The sequence below is a fragment of the Yersinia massiliensis CCUG 53443 genome (genome assembly GCF_000312485.1).
Classification (GTDB): Bacteria; Pseudomonadota; Gammaproteobacteria; order Enterobacterales; family Enterobacteriaceae; genus Yersinia; species Yersinia massiliensis.
In genome coordinates this window covers 134,929-149,333 of record NZ_HE997646.1, presented here as the reverse complement: position 1 = coordinate 149,333, position 14,405 = coordinate 134,929, and the positions used below count along the sequence as shown (strand labels likewise).

Below are 14,405 nucleotides of genomic sequence, written 5' to 3'. Positions count from 1 at the left end.
CTGCCTTGCTGCAACGCCAATGACTTTGGGGAAGGATTGTCGTCCTTGGCGTTCCCCGAACACTGATCATCCCGCAAATTGTTGATATTCCCTTTTGATTGCTAAGCAAATTCCCTGATTGATGCAAAAATGTTATGCAGAGTATGCCCTAGTTCATAGTTTGTGCTAAATGACTCACTATACTGGTTCTGCTCTTGGTCATACCACCTCAAAGCATAAAAGCAAAAGGGAACCTACAATGGACGAACAATTGAAACAGAGTGCGCTTGATTTCCACCAATTCCCCACACCAGGGAAGATTCAAGTGTCACCCACCAAACCGCTCGCGACCCAACGGGATTTGGCGCTGGCATACTCTCCCGGCGTAGCTGCCCCCTGTTTGGAAATTGCGGCTGATCCTTCTGCCGCCTACAAATACACCGCGCGTGGCAATTTGGTTGCCGTCATTTCCAACGGTACGGCCGTGCTAGGGCTTGGGAATATTGGCGCGCTAGCCGGTAAACCGGTGATGGAAGGTAAAGGCGTTCTGTTTAAAAAATTCTCCGGCGTCGATGTTTTTGATATCGAAATCGATGAACACGATCCCGATAAACTGATTGATATTATCGCCTCGCTTGAACCGACCTTTGGCGGCATCAATCTGGAAGACATCAAAGCACCTGAGTGTTTTTATATTGAGCAGAAACTCCGTGAGCGCATGAAGATCCCCGTATTCCATGATGACCAGCATGGTACTGCGATTATCTGTACTGCTGCGGTGCTCAATGGTTTGCGGGTAGTGAAAAAAGATATCAGCGATGTAAAACTGGTGGTATCAGGGGCGGGTGCCGCCTCAATTGCGTGTTTAAATCTGCTGGTTGCACTGGGATTAAAACATCACAACATCACTGTTTGCGATTCTAAAGGCGTGATCTATAAGGGGCGTGAAGCCAATATGGCGGAAACCAAAGCCGTTTACGCCATTGAGGATAAAGGCCAGCGCACGTTGGGTGATGCCATGCCAGGCGCGGATATTTTCCTCGGCTGTTCCGGCCCAGGTGTTCTCACCCAAGACATGGTGAAAACCATGGCACCGAGTCCACTGATTCTGGCGCTGGCGAACCCAGAGCCTGAAATTTTGCCGCCACTGGCAAAAGCGGTGCGCCCAGATGCGATCATCTGCACCGGTCGGTCGGATTACCCGAATCAGGTCAATAACGTTCTCTGCTTCCCGTTTATCTTCCGTGGCGCGCTCGATGTGGGCGCAACCACCATTAACGAAGAGATGAAACTGGCTTGTGTGCATGCCATTGCTGACTTAGCACTGGCTGAGCAAAGTGATGTGGTGGCATCAGCTTATGGTGAGCAAGATCTTTCCTTTGGCCCTGAATACATTATTCCGAAACCATTCGATCCCCGTCTGATTGTCAAAATTGCGCCCGCAGTCGCCAAAGCTGCGATGGATTCCGGTGTCGCAACGCGACCTATCACTGACTTTAATGCGTACATCGAAAAACTGACGGAATTCGTTTACAAAACCAATCTGTTTATGAAGCCGATCTTCTCGCAAGCGAAGAAAGAGATGAAACGGGTCGTGTTGGCAGAAGGGGAAGAAGAGCGCGTTCTGCACGCGACCCAAGAGCTGATTTCGCAAGGGCTGGCTTACCCTATCTTGATTGGCCGCCCAGGTGTGATTGAAACTCGCCTGAAGAAATTGGGCCTGCAAATTGCCATCGGGAAAGATTTCGAAGTGGTCAACAATGAGTCTGACCCACGCTTTAACGAATATTGGCATGAATACTATCAAATCATGAAGCGCCGTGGTGTCTCGCAGGAACAGGCTCGTCGTGCCGTGATTGGCAATCCAACGCTGATTGGGGCCATCATGGTGCATCGCGGCGAAGCTGATGCGATGATCTGTGGCACTATCGGCACTTATCATGAACATTATGATGTGGTCGAAAAAGTGTTTGGCTTCCGCGAGGGTGCTCATGTGGCGGGGGCGATGAATGCGCTGCTACTGCCAAGCGGTAACACCTTTATTGCAGATACTTACGTGAACGATGATCCTACCCCTGAGCAGTTGGCGGAGATCACCTTAATGGCAGCGGAAACCGTGCGCCGCTTCGGTATCGAGCCGAAAGTTGCATTGTTATCTCACTCCAGCTTTGGCTCTTCTGATTGTCCAGCCGCGCGTAAAATGCGCCGGACATTGGAATTGGTTAATCAGATGGCCCCAGAACTGGAAATTGACGGTGAGATGCATGGCGATGCGGCGTTAGTGGAAAGTATCCGTCATAACCTGATGCCGGACAGTCCATTGAAAGGGGCGGCAAATATTCTGATTATGCCGAATATGGAAGCGGCACGAATCAGTTATAACCTGCTGCGTGTGACCTCTTCGGAAGGCGTGACTGTTGGGCCAGTATTAATGGGCGTTTCAAAACCGATTCATATTTTGACGCAGATTGCCTCGGTGCGGCGTATCGTCAATATGGTGGCGTTAGCCGTGGTGGAGGCGCAAACCCAGCCGCTGTAAAGACGTGTTGTTTCACTGCGTCAGTTAACAAAAACCCGCCTTGTGCGGGTTTTTTCTTTGCGGATAAATCTCTCAGCGAGCTTTGCGGGCCTGCTGTAGCCACTTATCTAACTCATTGGCAAATTGCTGACGATCTCGCTGATTGAGGGTATTGGGGCCACCGGTTTGAATGCCGCTCGCACGCATGGTGTCCATAAAGTCGCGCATATTCAAACGCTCACGGATGGTATCTGGGGTGTAGCGCTCACCGCGTGGATTCAGTGCAATACCGCCTTTTTCAATCACCTCAGCCGCCAATGGAATATCGGCAGTAATCACCAGATCGTCTTTTTCCACCCGCTGCACAATCTCGTTATCGGCAACGTCAAAGCCAGAAGCGACCTGCAAAGTGCGAATAAACTTTGAAAGCGGTGTTTTCAGCGGCTGGTTTGCCACCAGTGTCACCATCATGCCGGTACGATCCGCGGCGCGAAACAGTACCTCTTTAATCACATTCGGACAGGCATCTGCATCAACCCAAATTTGCATCAGTGATGTTCTCCTACGGCCAGCCAATCTTTGACCGGCAGAAAATCACGGCACAATGCCGCTTCTGCGCTATCTGCCTCTGGCTGATAGTTATATTCCCAGCGCACTAAGGGCGGCAGAGACATCAAAATTGATTCTGTGCGCCCACCGGTTTGTAGGCCAAATAGCGTACCGCGATCCCAAACCAGATTAAATTCAACGTATCGGCCACGGCGATAAAGCTGGAACTGACGTTCACGTTCCCCCCAGCTTAAGGTTTTGCGGCGCTCAACAATGGGTAAATAGGCGTCGAGGAAGCCATCACCGACCGCCTGCGTGAAGCGGAAACAGGTGTCAAAATCGGGGCTATTGAGATCATCGAAGAATAAACCGCCAATACCTCGGGCTTCGTTACGGTGCTTAATAAAGAAATACTCATCGCACCATTTTTTATAGCGTGGATAAACCTGATCACCAAAGGGTTGGCAAAGCTGATGGGCAGTTTGATGCCAGTGAACAGCATCCTCCGTAAAACCATAAAATGGCGTTAAATCAAAGCCACCGCCAAACCACCAAACGGGATCTTCGCCGGGCTTCTCGGCAATAAAGAAACGCACATTCGCATGGCTAGTGGGCAGATAAGGGCTAAGGGGGTGGATAACCAGAGATACGCCAAGTGCCTGAAAACTCCGGCCAGCTAATTCGGGGCGATGCGCAGTGGCTGATGCCGGTAATGTCGCGCCAGAAACATGGGAAAAGTTAACCCCCGCTTGCTCAAATACCGCACCCTTTACCAACACGCGGCTACGACCGCCACCCCCTTCTTCGCGGGTCCAGTTCTCTTCTGTGAAGGTCGCACTGCCATCCGCCGCAGCCAATGCAACACAGATTTTATCCTGTAAATCGAGCAGATAGGTTTTGATTTGGGCGATATCGGGTAAATTCATTAGCGGGGTTCTACTTGTAACCTAGAAATGTTCAGGGGCTAAGTATACCTCGATCTCCCCTGATTGTTGTACCGTCAGTGTGGATTAATCCCCTCAGTAGGCCTTTCTGACTTGAAGTGACAAGGGGTTAGCTGTAATCGTCATTATTTTGGGTATAATCAAAACGTCCATTTTATTCAACGGTGCGAACATCCATGGAAATCCGCGTATTTCAGCAAGACGATTTTGAAGAAGTAATTCTGCTGTGGGAGCATTGCGACTTGCTGCGGCCTTGGAATGATCCGGAAATGGATATTGAGCGTAAGCTGAATCATGATCCCGAATTATTTTTAGTTGCCGAGGTCAGCGGGGCAATAGTCGGCTCAGTGATGGGCGGTTATGACGGGCACCGTGGTTCAGCCTATTATCTGGGGGTCCATCCTGATTTCCGTGGCCGTGGCTTTGCCAATGCGCTGATCAGCCGGTTAGAAAAGAAATTGATTGCCCGCGGCTGCCCAAAGCTGAATATCATGGTGCGCGAAGACAATGACGCAGTGATTGGCATGTATGAAAAGCTCGATTATGAAACCCAAGACAGCATCATGCTGGGTAAGCGGCTGATAGTGGATCAGGAATATTAATCTCGTCTGATACGCTATAACTCTAAACGCCATTTCAATGCGTCATAGCTTGGCGCATCTATTTTATTACTTACCCGCTACTGACTTTACCCCCAACCTCTGGCAGCTAATACCCTAACTGGCGACGTGTTGAACCCTCGTATCGCCAAATTCATTATGTCTTTTTAGCGAGTGCTTTTGCTGAAATTGATATTCTATTTTTCGCATAATTAAAGGTGAAAATATTCTGTAGGACTGCCATTTTAATTAACTTCCCTCGTGATATAGTCAAATTCAATTCGTTTTACCAAAAAGACCAACAGCGATTTTAATTAATCGATTTTTTGAATTTATCTTTATAATTTATCTGAATTAGATGGTTTTATATAACGGGGAAGTATTATCTTATGCGCAAAATAACTTATTTATTCACAACATTAGCTATTGCTCTGAGTACAGTTGCACTTTCTGCCAATGCGGCACCGAAAGGTAAAGATGCAGACGTCACGATTTTAGTCTCTGCATTATCATACAGCTTCCCACATTTTGTTTTTCTACAAGAACAACTTGAAGATGAAGCTAAAAAATTAGGGCATGTAAAAATCATTCGCTCTGATGGTCAATTAAGCGCGCCGAAGCAAATTGCTGATATTGAAGCGGCAATTGTTCAAGGGGTTGATGGCATTATTATTGCACCTGCGGATGCAACAGCCTTAGCACCGGTATTACGTACTGCCATTAAAGAAGGTATTTCGGTCGTGACGATTGATCGCCCCGTTAATGGCGTACCCGAGGTGATTGCGAATGTAGCGGCAGATAATTTAATTGGGGCGCAACACCAAGGGGAAGCAGTCGCGAAATTATTCCCTCAAGGGGCCACCATTATTAATTTGCAGGGTATCCCAGGGGATAAAACGGCTAATGACCGCAGTAAAGGGGTGCATGACGCGTTAGACAAACATCCTGAGCTGTACAAATTTGTAGCTGAGCAAACAGCCCGCTTTAACCGTGACCAAGGTTTATCGGTCACCGAAAATCTATTAACCGGTTTGGCAACGCCGCCAACGGTGATTGTTGCAGGGAATGACGACAGTGCATTGGGGGCGGCTCAAGCGGTTGAAGCACGCGGCCTGAAGGGCAAGATTGCTATCTTTGGTTACGATGGCTCAACGGATGCATTGAAAGCGGTACGTGACGGGGTGATCACGGCCACCGTCGATCAGTATCCGGGGAAACAAGGCCGTGAAGCGGTCAAAATTCTGACCGATTACATCCGTACTGGCGCGCGTCCAGCAACAGCAGACGTATTAGTCAGTCCAGTGGCGATTACCCGTGAAAACCTAAATGATGCAGAACGTATTGGGCTTGTAAAATAATGTCACTCGATACTCTATCATTATCTTCACATCCTGATTCTTTGGCGGGGGATCAGGATAGAGATGAATATATTAGTGTCCGGAATCTGACTAAATCATTTTTTGGTCAGACCGTGCTCGATAGTGTCTCTTTTTCTTTGCAAACCGGGGAAATAAGAGCGCTATTAGGGGAGAATGGCGCGGGTAAATCGACGCTAATTAATCTATTAAGTGGCGTACATCAGCCGGATGGCGGTCGTATTATATTGCAAGGCCGCGAGATATCATTTAATCAACCACTGGATGCGTGGAAATCCGGTATTACAACTATTCATCAGGAATTTAGCCTTTTCCCTGATTTAACTGTCGCTGAAACTATTTTTGCTGGGCATCTACCAGTTAATCGATTTGGCTTTATTCGTTGGAATGCAATTAATAATGATGCGCGCCAAGTATTGGCATTACTCGGGGTGTCGATTAATCCATCACGCCGAATTGCTGAATTAAGTATTGCAGAACAGCAGTTGGTTGAAATTGCGCGGGCATTAACGTCTAAACCTCGCTTAATTATTATGGATGAGCCAACGGCGGCATTAAGTCCCACGGAAGTTGAAAAATTAAAACAGGTAGTGCGTACCATTGCAGCCAGCGGAGTTGCGGTTATTTATGTCAGCCATCGGCTAGAAGAAATTAAATCTTTATGTGAAACCTACACGGTATTACGGGATGGTCAATTGGTGGGGCAAGGGGCGGTTGAGGATGTCTCCATTGACCACTTGGTTCGCCTCATGGTGGGGCGTGATTTAGCGGGTGTTGACCACAGGGCACGTGGCGTCACCGATAGCACCATCCTAGAGGTTGAAAACCTGTCAAGTGCGGGAGTGGGTGTCGATCGCGTCAGCGTACGCAAGGTCAGTTTTACGGTGAAAGCCGGTGAAATTGTTGGTTTTGCGGGGTTAGTGGGCGCAGGCAGAACAGAAATTGCTCGGCTGATATTTGGTGCTGACCCCATCGGCAGCGGCACATTACGCCTTCAGGGGAAAGTTTATCGTCCATCCTCTCCCCGAGATGCGATTGCTGCCGGTATCGGTTTGGTACCAGAAGATCGCAAGCAACAAGCGTTATTTATGTCTCTGACGGTAGAAGAGAATTTCGCGATCATTCATTCACCTGCGCGCACGGCACGCCAATTTATTGATCGCCAACGTGAGCGCCTCGCCTTTCTCGATTTCAAAAAGCAGCTCAACCTGCGCGCCGTCAGCCTTGAGGCAAAAATCGCCACCCTGTCAGGGGGAAACCAACAAAAGGTGGTACTGGCTCGCTGGATGGCTCAGCACCCAGTGCTATTGATTGTCGATGAACCGACGCGAGGAGTGGATATCGCCGCCAAAGCGGATGTCCATCGTTTGCTGCGTGACATGGCGGCAAAAGGCGTGGCGATTATTTTGATCTCCTCTGATTTACCTGAAGTTCTGGCGGTCAGTGACCGCATTCTCACGCTGCACGCGGGCCAATTAACGGGCGAATTGTCGGCGCATGAAGCCAATGAAGAGAACGTCATGCAATTGATGACGCGCCATATTCCGCAAGTGTGACTTAATTTATTGGATTAGAGATATGACTATGAGCTCGCCAATTCAGATTGGAAACAAAGACGGCCACAAGAATAAAGCAACGTTAGCACGTTACGCGCCGCTTATTTTTCTGGTGCTATTGATGGCGCTATTTACGTTATTGGCTCCGCGTTTTCTCTCATCAATCAATCTTTTTAATATCGTCCGGCAAGTGTCTATCTACGGCATTATCGCCGTCGGGATGACATTCATTATTTTGACCCGAGGCATTGATTTGTCCGTCGGGGCCATCGCGGCTTTAGCGGGAATGGTTGCCGCCGTGGTCGCTAAGGGCGGCATTGAAGGCCAGTTTATGTTTTTTGCTGATGGGCGAGCGATAGGCTGGCAATGGGCAGCATTGGCCGCCATTCTCACTGGCGGATTGGCCGGTGCATTGCAAGGATTGATTATCGCACGCTTGGTCGTGCCTGCATTTGTCGTGACCCTCGGGGGGCTAACGGTATTTCGTGGTCTGACGTTGATGATAAGTAACGGCAGTCCAGTGAGTGGGTTTGATGACGCTTTGGGATGGTGGGGGCGGGGCATGATTGGGCCGGTTCCGGTGCCCGTGATTGTGTTCGCGTTAGTGGCGATTATCGCCTCAGTAACCCTGCACTTTACCCGTTATGGCCGCTCAATTTATGCCATTGGATCCAACCCTGAAGCGGCGCGTTTATGTGGCCTGAACGTGAAAGGTGTGGTGACCAGTGTTTATGTGTTGACCGGATTACTCGCGGGACTAGGCGGCTTTTTACTGACGGCGCGCCTAAATTCCGCTGAAGCCGTGGCGGGTAATCAGTATGAATTGTATGTAATAGCCGCCGTGGTGATCGGTGGCACCAGTTTGTATGGCGGCACGGGCAGTATTTGGGGAACAGTGATTGGCACCTTACTGATTGGTGTACTGCTCAATGGGCTGGTCATTTTGAATATCTCGCCGTACATCCAGCAATTACTGATTGGCATCATCATTGTGGCAGCAGTGACATTTGATATCTTTATCAAGAGGCAAAAACGATGAGCAGAGCGGTCTTTCTCACCGGCACCTCTGTTGTCGAGACGCCGAAATTTACCCTGTCAGCCGCATCTTTATCCGTTGAGTTTGATCATGGCGCTTTACGCTGGATTCGTTGGCGCGGTGTCGAGGTGTTACGCGCACTGACCTTTTTAGTTCGCACGCCGGGCTGGGGAACGCCCGAACCGCAAATTAGCGGATTGGATATTCAGCAGAGTGATCATGCTTTTGAAGTGAGCTATCAAGCGCGATACGTCAATGGCGACGAGCGGGTCAGAGTCGATCTCCATTTTGCGGGGCGTAGCGATGGCGTATTGTCAGCCACGGCGCGGATTGCGGCAGAGACGCCCTTTGATACCAACCGCACTGGATTCGTGGTGTTGTATCCACTCGCTGGATTTGCGGGGACAGAAATCCAAGTCGAACATGCGCAAGGGGAAAGCGCAGCATTAACGATCCCCGAGGCCATTAGCCCTGGGCAGCCCATTTTTGATATTCGGGCGATAACCCATCGGCCGATTGAGGGGCTCTCGGTGGTGACTCGTTTTGAGGGTGATATTTTTGAGGCCGAAGATCATCGTAATTGGTCGGATGCGTCCTTTAAAATATACAGCCGCCCAATTGGTCTGCCTTACCCTTATCGCTTGTTGCCTGAGCAAGTGACGCACCAATCGGTCACCATCAATATTCATGACCACGCCATTTCGCAACCGGATGAACCGGCGGCTAATACGGCTCAATCGGTACGTGTGACGGTGGGGAGAAAGACAAAACAGACTCTCCCTGCCATTGGTTTAGGGCTTTCAGCAAATGAAAGTGCCGATGCTATTCCTTATGCCTCTCAGTTGGCAGCGCTTGGCCCTGTTCACCTATTGCTGCGTTTTGACCCTGCTGCTCAGCACTCGATTGATCAACTTGCGGCGGCTAGCCAATTGGCTTCTGACGCGCATTTACCGGTGGCGTTTGAATTACTGCTGTCGGCCAGTCATGACCCTGCGCCAGAAATTGTACAGGCGGCGAAATGGCTGAAAATCGTCGGCATTTCACCCATCTCTGTCGCCATCTTCCCAAAAGTGGATGAGCGTTCATTCCAGCCGGGTGAGGTGCGACCGCCATCCCCTACAGATACGGCAATCTACAGCGAAGCTAAAAAAGCCTTTCCGACGCTGGCTGTTGGCGGGGGGAGTCCGGCCTTCTTTACGGAACTCAACCGCAAGCGCCCCTCGGCGGGAGCATTTGACTTTATTACTCACGCGACGGCTCCGACGGTGCATGCGGCAGACGATGCCTCCGTTGTCGAAACCTTGCAATCACTGCCGCATATCATTCGGTCGGCCAGACAAATTATCAGTGCTGACAAGGCGGCCGCCGAAAGCGTGCCTTATCACATTGGCCCGATTGGCATTGGTGCACGGCTCAATCCCTATGGCAGTGGACCGGTGGCGAATCCGGACTCTGCCAGAGTGGGGCTAGCCGCCAATGATCCACGTCAAAGAGGGCTATTGGCGGCGGCATGGCATGTCGGTTACGCCGCCGTGGTGGCTGAACATGGGATCGATACCTTGGTCTTGGGCGCACCAACGGGGCCGTTTGGCGTGGTATCAACCCAGCAGCCCTATGCGCGTCAGTGGTGGGATGAGCAGGCTGAAGGCGCGGTGTATCCGTTGTTCCATGTGGTAGCCGACTTAGCTTCTGGTAGCGGAAAACCGCGCCTCGAAACCACATCGAACAGTGAAAAACTGGCGGTTCTAGGGTGGGTCGATGGCGATAAGCATGTCTTACTCATCGCCAATCTTGCTAGCGACCCCGTGAATGTCACGCTCGCGGATGTGGACATAGCTCAGGTGCGCATCTTAGATGTTGCTCACAGTGAACAGGCGGCGTTATCACCCGCTATTTTCCGCCAACACAGTGAAGAGCAGGATATCGGTCAGGGCATCAATTTGGATGCCTATGCAGTAGCAAAAATCAGCTATCAGAGAAAATAACGAAATGACGTCAAGATTACGAGGCGCGGTGGTGGGCTGTGGCTTTTTTGCCCAGAACCATCTGGCAGGTTGGAATGATATTGAAGATGTTGAGATCGTGGCGGTCTGCGATTTGGATATCGAGAAAGCCAAAACGGCGGCAGCGAAATTTGGCATCGCGCATTACACCGATGATGTTAATGCGCTGTTTGCGACACAAAAACTCGATTTCGTTGATCTGCCCACCACGATGGAAACCCATGAAACATTGGTGGCGCTAGCGGTATCGCACCAGATTCCCGTGATTGTGCAAAAGCCGTTTGCGCCTGATCTGGCGGGATGCCGTCGGATGGTGGCCCTCGCACAGGCAGCAAATGTACCCTTGATGGTGCATGAGGACTTTCGCTTTCAGCATGTTTTCAGCGCCGCCAAGCAGATTATTGCTAGGGGTGAATTAGGCGAATTAACCTTTGGCCGGCTCTCGTGGCGCACCGCCATTGATGTCTATTCGAACCAGCCCTACCTGATCAACGTGAAGCGTTTCATGATCATGGATGTCGGCATCCATTTACTGGATTTAGCGAGGTTTCTCTTTGGCGAGGTGGACGGTGTTTTTTGCCGCACCCAGCAAATCAAAGAGGGGATCGCCGGTGAAGATGCCGCCACGCTGCTGCTTACCCATGACAATGGTGCCACAACGGTATTGGATTTTAGCTATGCCTCACGGCGCTACCCTGACCCCTTCCCGCAGACAGGCGTTGAGATTGAAGGGACGGCAGGCACGTTATTAATCGGGCTGAATCAAGAACTGACTCTGCACAAAAATGGTGAGTCCACACTGCAAAAAATAGCACCTGACACACGTTCATGGACCCGTGAGCCCTGGACGCAAATTCAAGACAGTGTGGTACACACGCAGCGCCATTTTATTGACTGTTTACGCCGAAATCGCGAACCGGATACCTCGGGGCGAGACAGTTTATTAACTTACGGTTTGCTTGAAGCGGCCTATTTATCAGCGTCGACTGGGCGGCTAGAACGGCCCGAGAGAGATTAAGTGACGCGAGGAGACATCATGGGACTAACTAACACGCGGCCATTGGGCAACTCAGGGTTTCAGATACCCACGGTTGGGGTGGGCACTTGCCCACTCGGCGAATTATTCGAGGAAATTACCGAGCAGGACGCGCAAGCAACATTGGAAACCGCATGGGATAGCGGTATCCGGCTGTATGACACGGCACCTTGGTATGGGCGCGGACAAGGCGAGCATCGAACCGGTCGATTCTTGTATCGCAAAGACAGAGATGACTATGTGCTGTCAACCAAAGTGGGTCGGCGTTTATTCGCGCCTCATACTCGAAAAACGTTTCAAACCGCCCCTTGGCAAGGCGGCTTAGCCTTTGATCATGTTCATGATTATTCCTATGGCGGCATTATGCGTTCCTATGAGGATAGCCTCCAGCGCTTGGGGATTAATAAAGTCGATATTTTGTATATCCACGACTTAGATACCGGCTATTTCCCGAATGAGCAAGATTTGCTCGACAAGCTAAAAGAGCTGGAGTCGGGTGGTTTCAAAGCGCTGGAAGAGTTGAAAGCGGCAGGGGAGATTGCTGCGTTCGGCGCGGGCATCAATGAAGCAGGCATGATTAACCGCTTTTTGGATCGCTACCCCTTAGATGTGTTTTTAGTGGCGTCGCGCTACACCTTACTGGAACAGACCCTTTACGCTGACGAACTGCTGCGGGCGCAACAACAGGGGGCCGGTATCGTCATTGGTGGCGTGTTTAATTCCGGCGTATTGGCGACCGGTATCCATGATGATGCGCGTTATGACTATGGCAAGTTGCCGAATTCCGTTGCCGATAAAGTCAGAAAACTGCAAACCATCGCGGCCGACTTTGCGGTTCCGCTGGCGGCGGCAGCGTTGCAATTCCCGCTGGGGTTCAGCGCCGTTGCCAGTGTGCTGTACGGCCCATCTCGACCCGCTGAAGTCACGCAAAATTCAGCGAGTTTTCAGTCCCCCATCCCAACCGCGTTTTGGCTGGCACTCAGAGAGCAGGGGTTGATTGCGGAACAGATTCCACTACCCGGCCTGCCGGTATAAGTGCAGACCCGTTATTTTACCAGGAGGGGTTATATGACAGATAAAAAAACTTATAAAACAATCATTTCAGTCGATGAGCTAGCTGAACATCTGCACGATACGAATTGGGTCATCTTAGACGCGCGATTCACGTTGGATGATGAAAGCTGGGGGCAAAATCAATATCTGGCAGGTCACATTTCGGGTGCGCACTATGCCAATTTGGCCACTGACTTATCGGGTACCGTCATTCCCGGTCATACCGGCAGGCGGCCATTACCGCCGATTGAGGTGTTTGCCAATACGCTTTCTCAGTGGGGAATTGGCCCTGATACCCAAGTCGTGGTGTATGACGCCAGTGGGGGATTGATGGCGGCATCTCGAACCTGGTGGATGCTGCGTTGGCTAGGGCATGACGCGGTGGCGGTATTGGACGGTGGCTGGCCTTTATGGCTAGCGTCAGGCAATTCGACCGATACCGAGGTACCGACACCCATTCCCTCGACATTTGTGGCGAAAGAGCGACCCGATTTTATTGCCACAGTGGCACAGGTCGATAACGTCCGCCAAAACCCTGAATGGGCAGTGTTTGATTCCCGCTCTGAGGCGGGTTTCCACGGAGGCGGTGTCTATCATGATCCGGTGCGCGGCCACATTCAGGGCGCAAGGCTGGCTGATCGCGCCAACACACTCGACAGCGACGGGCGCTTTAGAACACCGCAAGCGCTGCACCAGCATTACACCGATTTATTGGGCGATGTGCCGATTGAGCAAACCATATTTTATTGCGGCTCTGGTGTGACGGCTGCACAGAACCTTTTGGCGGTGGCGCATGCGGGGCTGGGGAATGCCAAACACTATGTGGGTTCATGGAGTGAATGGATTACTGATCCCTCACGACCCGTGGAATTATAGGTCTTTGCAGCATAGCCGTTTTTAACATTTTATTTCACTGCTGGCGGGCGCGTCAGCAGGCGACGACATGAAGGTATCTATGAGCAATATTATTGAAGAACTCTTTTCTTTACAGGGCAAAGTGGTGTTGGTGTCGGGTGCAGGTGGAGCCATTGGGCGAGTGTTGAGCCAAGCGTTGGCGAATGCGGGGGCGACAGTCGCCTTACATGATATTGACCTTGCACGTATCAAACCGGTACAAGAAGCGATTGAGGCGGAAGGGGGTAAGGCTTTATCCATCACCGCTGATTTAAGCGATGTTGCCGCTTGCCGGCAGTTAGTTGATACCGTGCATGACAAGTTGGGGCGGATTGATATCCTGCTCACCAGTGCGGGGGTCAATCGCAGAAAACCCATTAAAGAGGTTAGCGCCGAGGATTTCGATGCCATCATTGATATCAATCTGCGCAGCGTCTACTTTCTGGCGCAAGCTGTCCAACCTTACATGGCAAAGCAAGGGGGCGGGAAAATAGTGAATATCAGTTCACTCAGCGCCAAACATGCCTTTAATACCATTTCAGTTTATGCCGCATCAAAAGCGGCGGTCAGTCAATTAACCAAGGCCATGGCCCGTGAATGGGTTGGGGACAATATTCAAGTTAATGCTATCGAGCCTGGGTTTATTAAAACAGAATTTACCCGCCCCCTGTGGGATGACGAGTATCGTTCCAAATGGTTCCAGAACTTTATTCCTCAAGGGCGTTTAGGGAATCCCGATGATTTAATCGGTGTAGTGTTGTTTTTGAGTTCAGCAGCATCCGCTTATTTGACGGGGCAGGCGATTACGATAGATGGGGGGGTGTTGGCGGGCTCTTCTTGGGTTAATCCCGCTCCCCTTCAT

The 14,405-nt window shown here is 50.8% G+C and carries 12 protein-coding genes; 10 read left to right on the top strand and 2 right to left on the bottom strand.

The genetic code is table 11. The features are described 5' to 3' along the window. Positions 1-238: 238 nt before the first annotated feature. Positions 239-2,518: an NADP-dependent oxaloacetate-decarboxylating malate dehydrogenase gene (gene maeB / locus BN68_RS15455; RefSeq protein WP_019212070.1), complete on the top strand. Its 2,280-nt coding sequence runs from the start codon at positions 239-241 to the stop codon at positions 2,516-2,518. 72 nt (positions 2,519-2,590) lie between these two features. Here the strand turns inward: maeB and BN68_RS15450 are convergent, their stop codons facing one another. Both BN68_RS15450 and hemF read right to left on the bottom strand, forming a co-directional pair. Further along, positions 2,591-3,046: a YaiI/YqxD family protein gene (locus tag BN68_RS15450; protein ID WP_019212069.1), complete on the bottom strand. Its 456-nt coding sequence runs from the start codon at positions 3,044-3,046 to the stop codon at positions 2,591-2,593. Then, positions 3,046-3,972 (bottom strand): oxygen-dependent coproporphyrinogen oxidase, encoded by a 927-nt coding sequence (gene hemF / locus BN68_RS15445; RefSeq protein ID WP_019212068.1) that lies wholly within the window; start codon positions 3,970-3,972, stop codon positions 3,046-3,048. Before hemF ends, BN68_RS15450 begins: the two co-directional genes overlap by 1 nt. Positions 3,973-4,166: 194 nt before the next feature. On the opposite strand from hemF, the gene BN68_RS15440 reads away from it, so the two are divergent. The 9 genes from BN68_RS15440 to BN68_RS15400 all read left to right on the top strand — a co-directional run. After that, positions 4,167-4,592: a GNAT family acetyltransferase gene (locus BN68_RS15440; protein WP_019212067.1), complete on the top strand. Its 426-nt coding sequence runs from the start codon at positions 4,167-4,169 to the stop codon at positions 4,590-4,592. Positions 4,593-4,978: 386 nt separating this feature from the next. Further along, complete coding sequence (locus BN68_RS15435; protein WP_019212066.1) at positions 4,979-5,947, top strand: substrate-binding domain-containing protein; 969 nt, start codon at positions 4,979-4,981, stop codon at positions 5,945-5,947. After that, positions 5,947-7,521, top strand: coding sequence for a sugar ABC transporter ATP-binding protein (locus BN68_RS15430; RefSeq protein ID WP_019212065.1), 1,575 nt, complete (start codon positions 5,947-5,949; stop codon positions 7,519-7,521). Before BN68_RS15435 ends, BN68_RS15430 begins: the two co-directional genes overlap by 1 nt. A 28-nt stretch (positions 7,522-7,549) precedes the next feature. Then, complete coding sequence (locus BN68_RS15425; RefSeq protein ID WP_019212064.1) at positions 7,550-8,560, top strand: ABC transporter permease; 1,011 nt, start codon at positions 7,550-7,552, stop codon at positions 8,558-8,560. Next, the gene (locus tag BN68_RS15420; RefSeq protein WP_019212063.1) at positions 8,557-10,542 is read left to right on the top strand and encodes a hypothetical protein; all 1,986 of its coding nucleotides are present in this window, start codon (positions 8,557-8,559) and stop codon (positions 10,540-10,542) included. The genes BN68_RS15425 and BN68_RS15420 overlap by 4 nt, the downstream gene beginning before the upstream one ends. Positions 10,543-10,546: 4 nt before the next feature. Then, entirely contained in the window at positions 10,547-11,578 is a 1,032-nt protein-coding gene (locus tag BN68_RS15415; RefSeq protein ID WP_019212062.1) for a Gfo/Idh/MocA family protein, read from the top strand. An 18-nt stretch (positions 11,579-11,596) separates the two neighbouring features. Continuing rightward, positions 11,597-12,631 carry an aldo/keto reductase gene (locus BN68_RS15410; RefSeq protein ID WP_019212061.1) on the top strand — a complete coding sequence of 345 codons (1,035 nt, stop codon included), beginning with the start codon at positions 11,597-11,599 and terminating at the stop codon, positions 12,629-12,631. A 33-nt stretch (positions 12,632-12,664) separates the two neighbouring features. Further along, the gene (locus tag BN68_RS15405; protein WP_019212060.1) at positions 12,665-13,525 is read left to right on the top strand and encodes a sulfurtransferase; all 861 of its coding nucleotides are present in this window, start codon (positions 12,665-12,667) and stop codon (positions 13,523-13,525) included. A 79-nt stretch (positions 13,526-13,604) separates the two neighbouring features. Then, a partial coding sequence (locus BN68_RS15400; protein ID WP_019212059.1) for an SDR family NAD(P)-dependent oxidoreductase occupies positions 13,605-14,405 on the top strand: 801 nt, incomplete at its 3' end.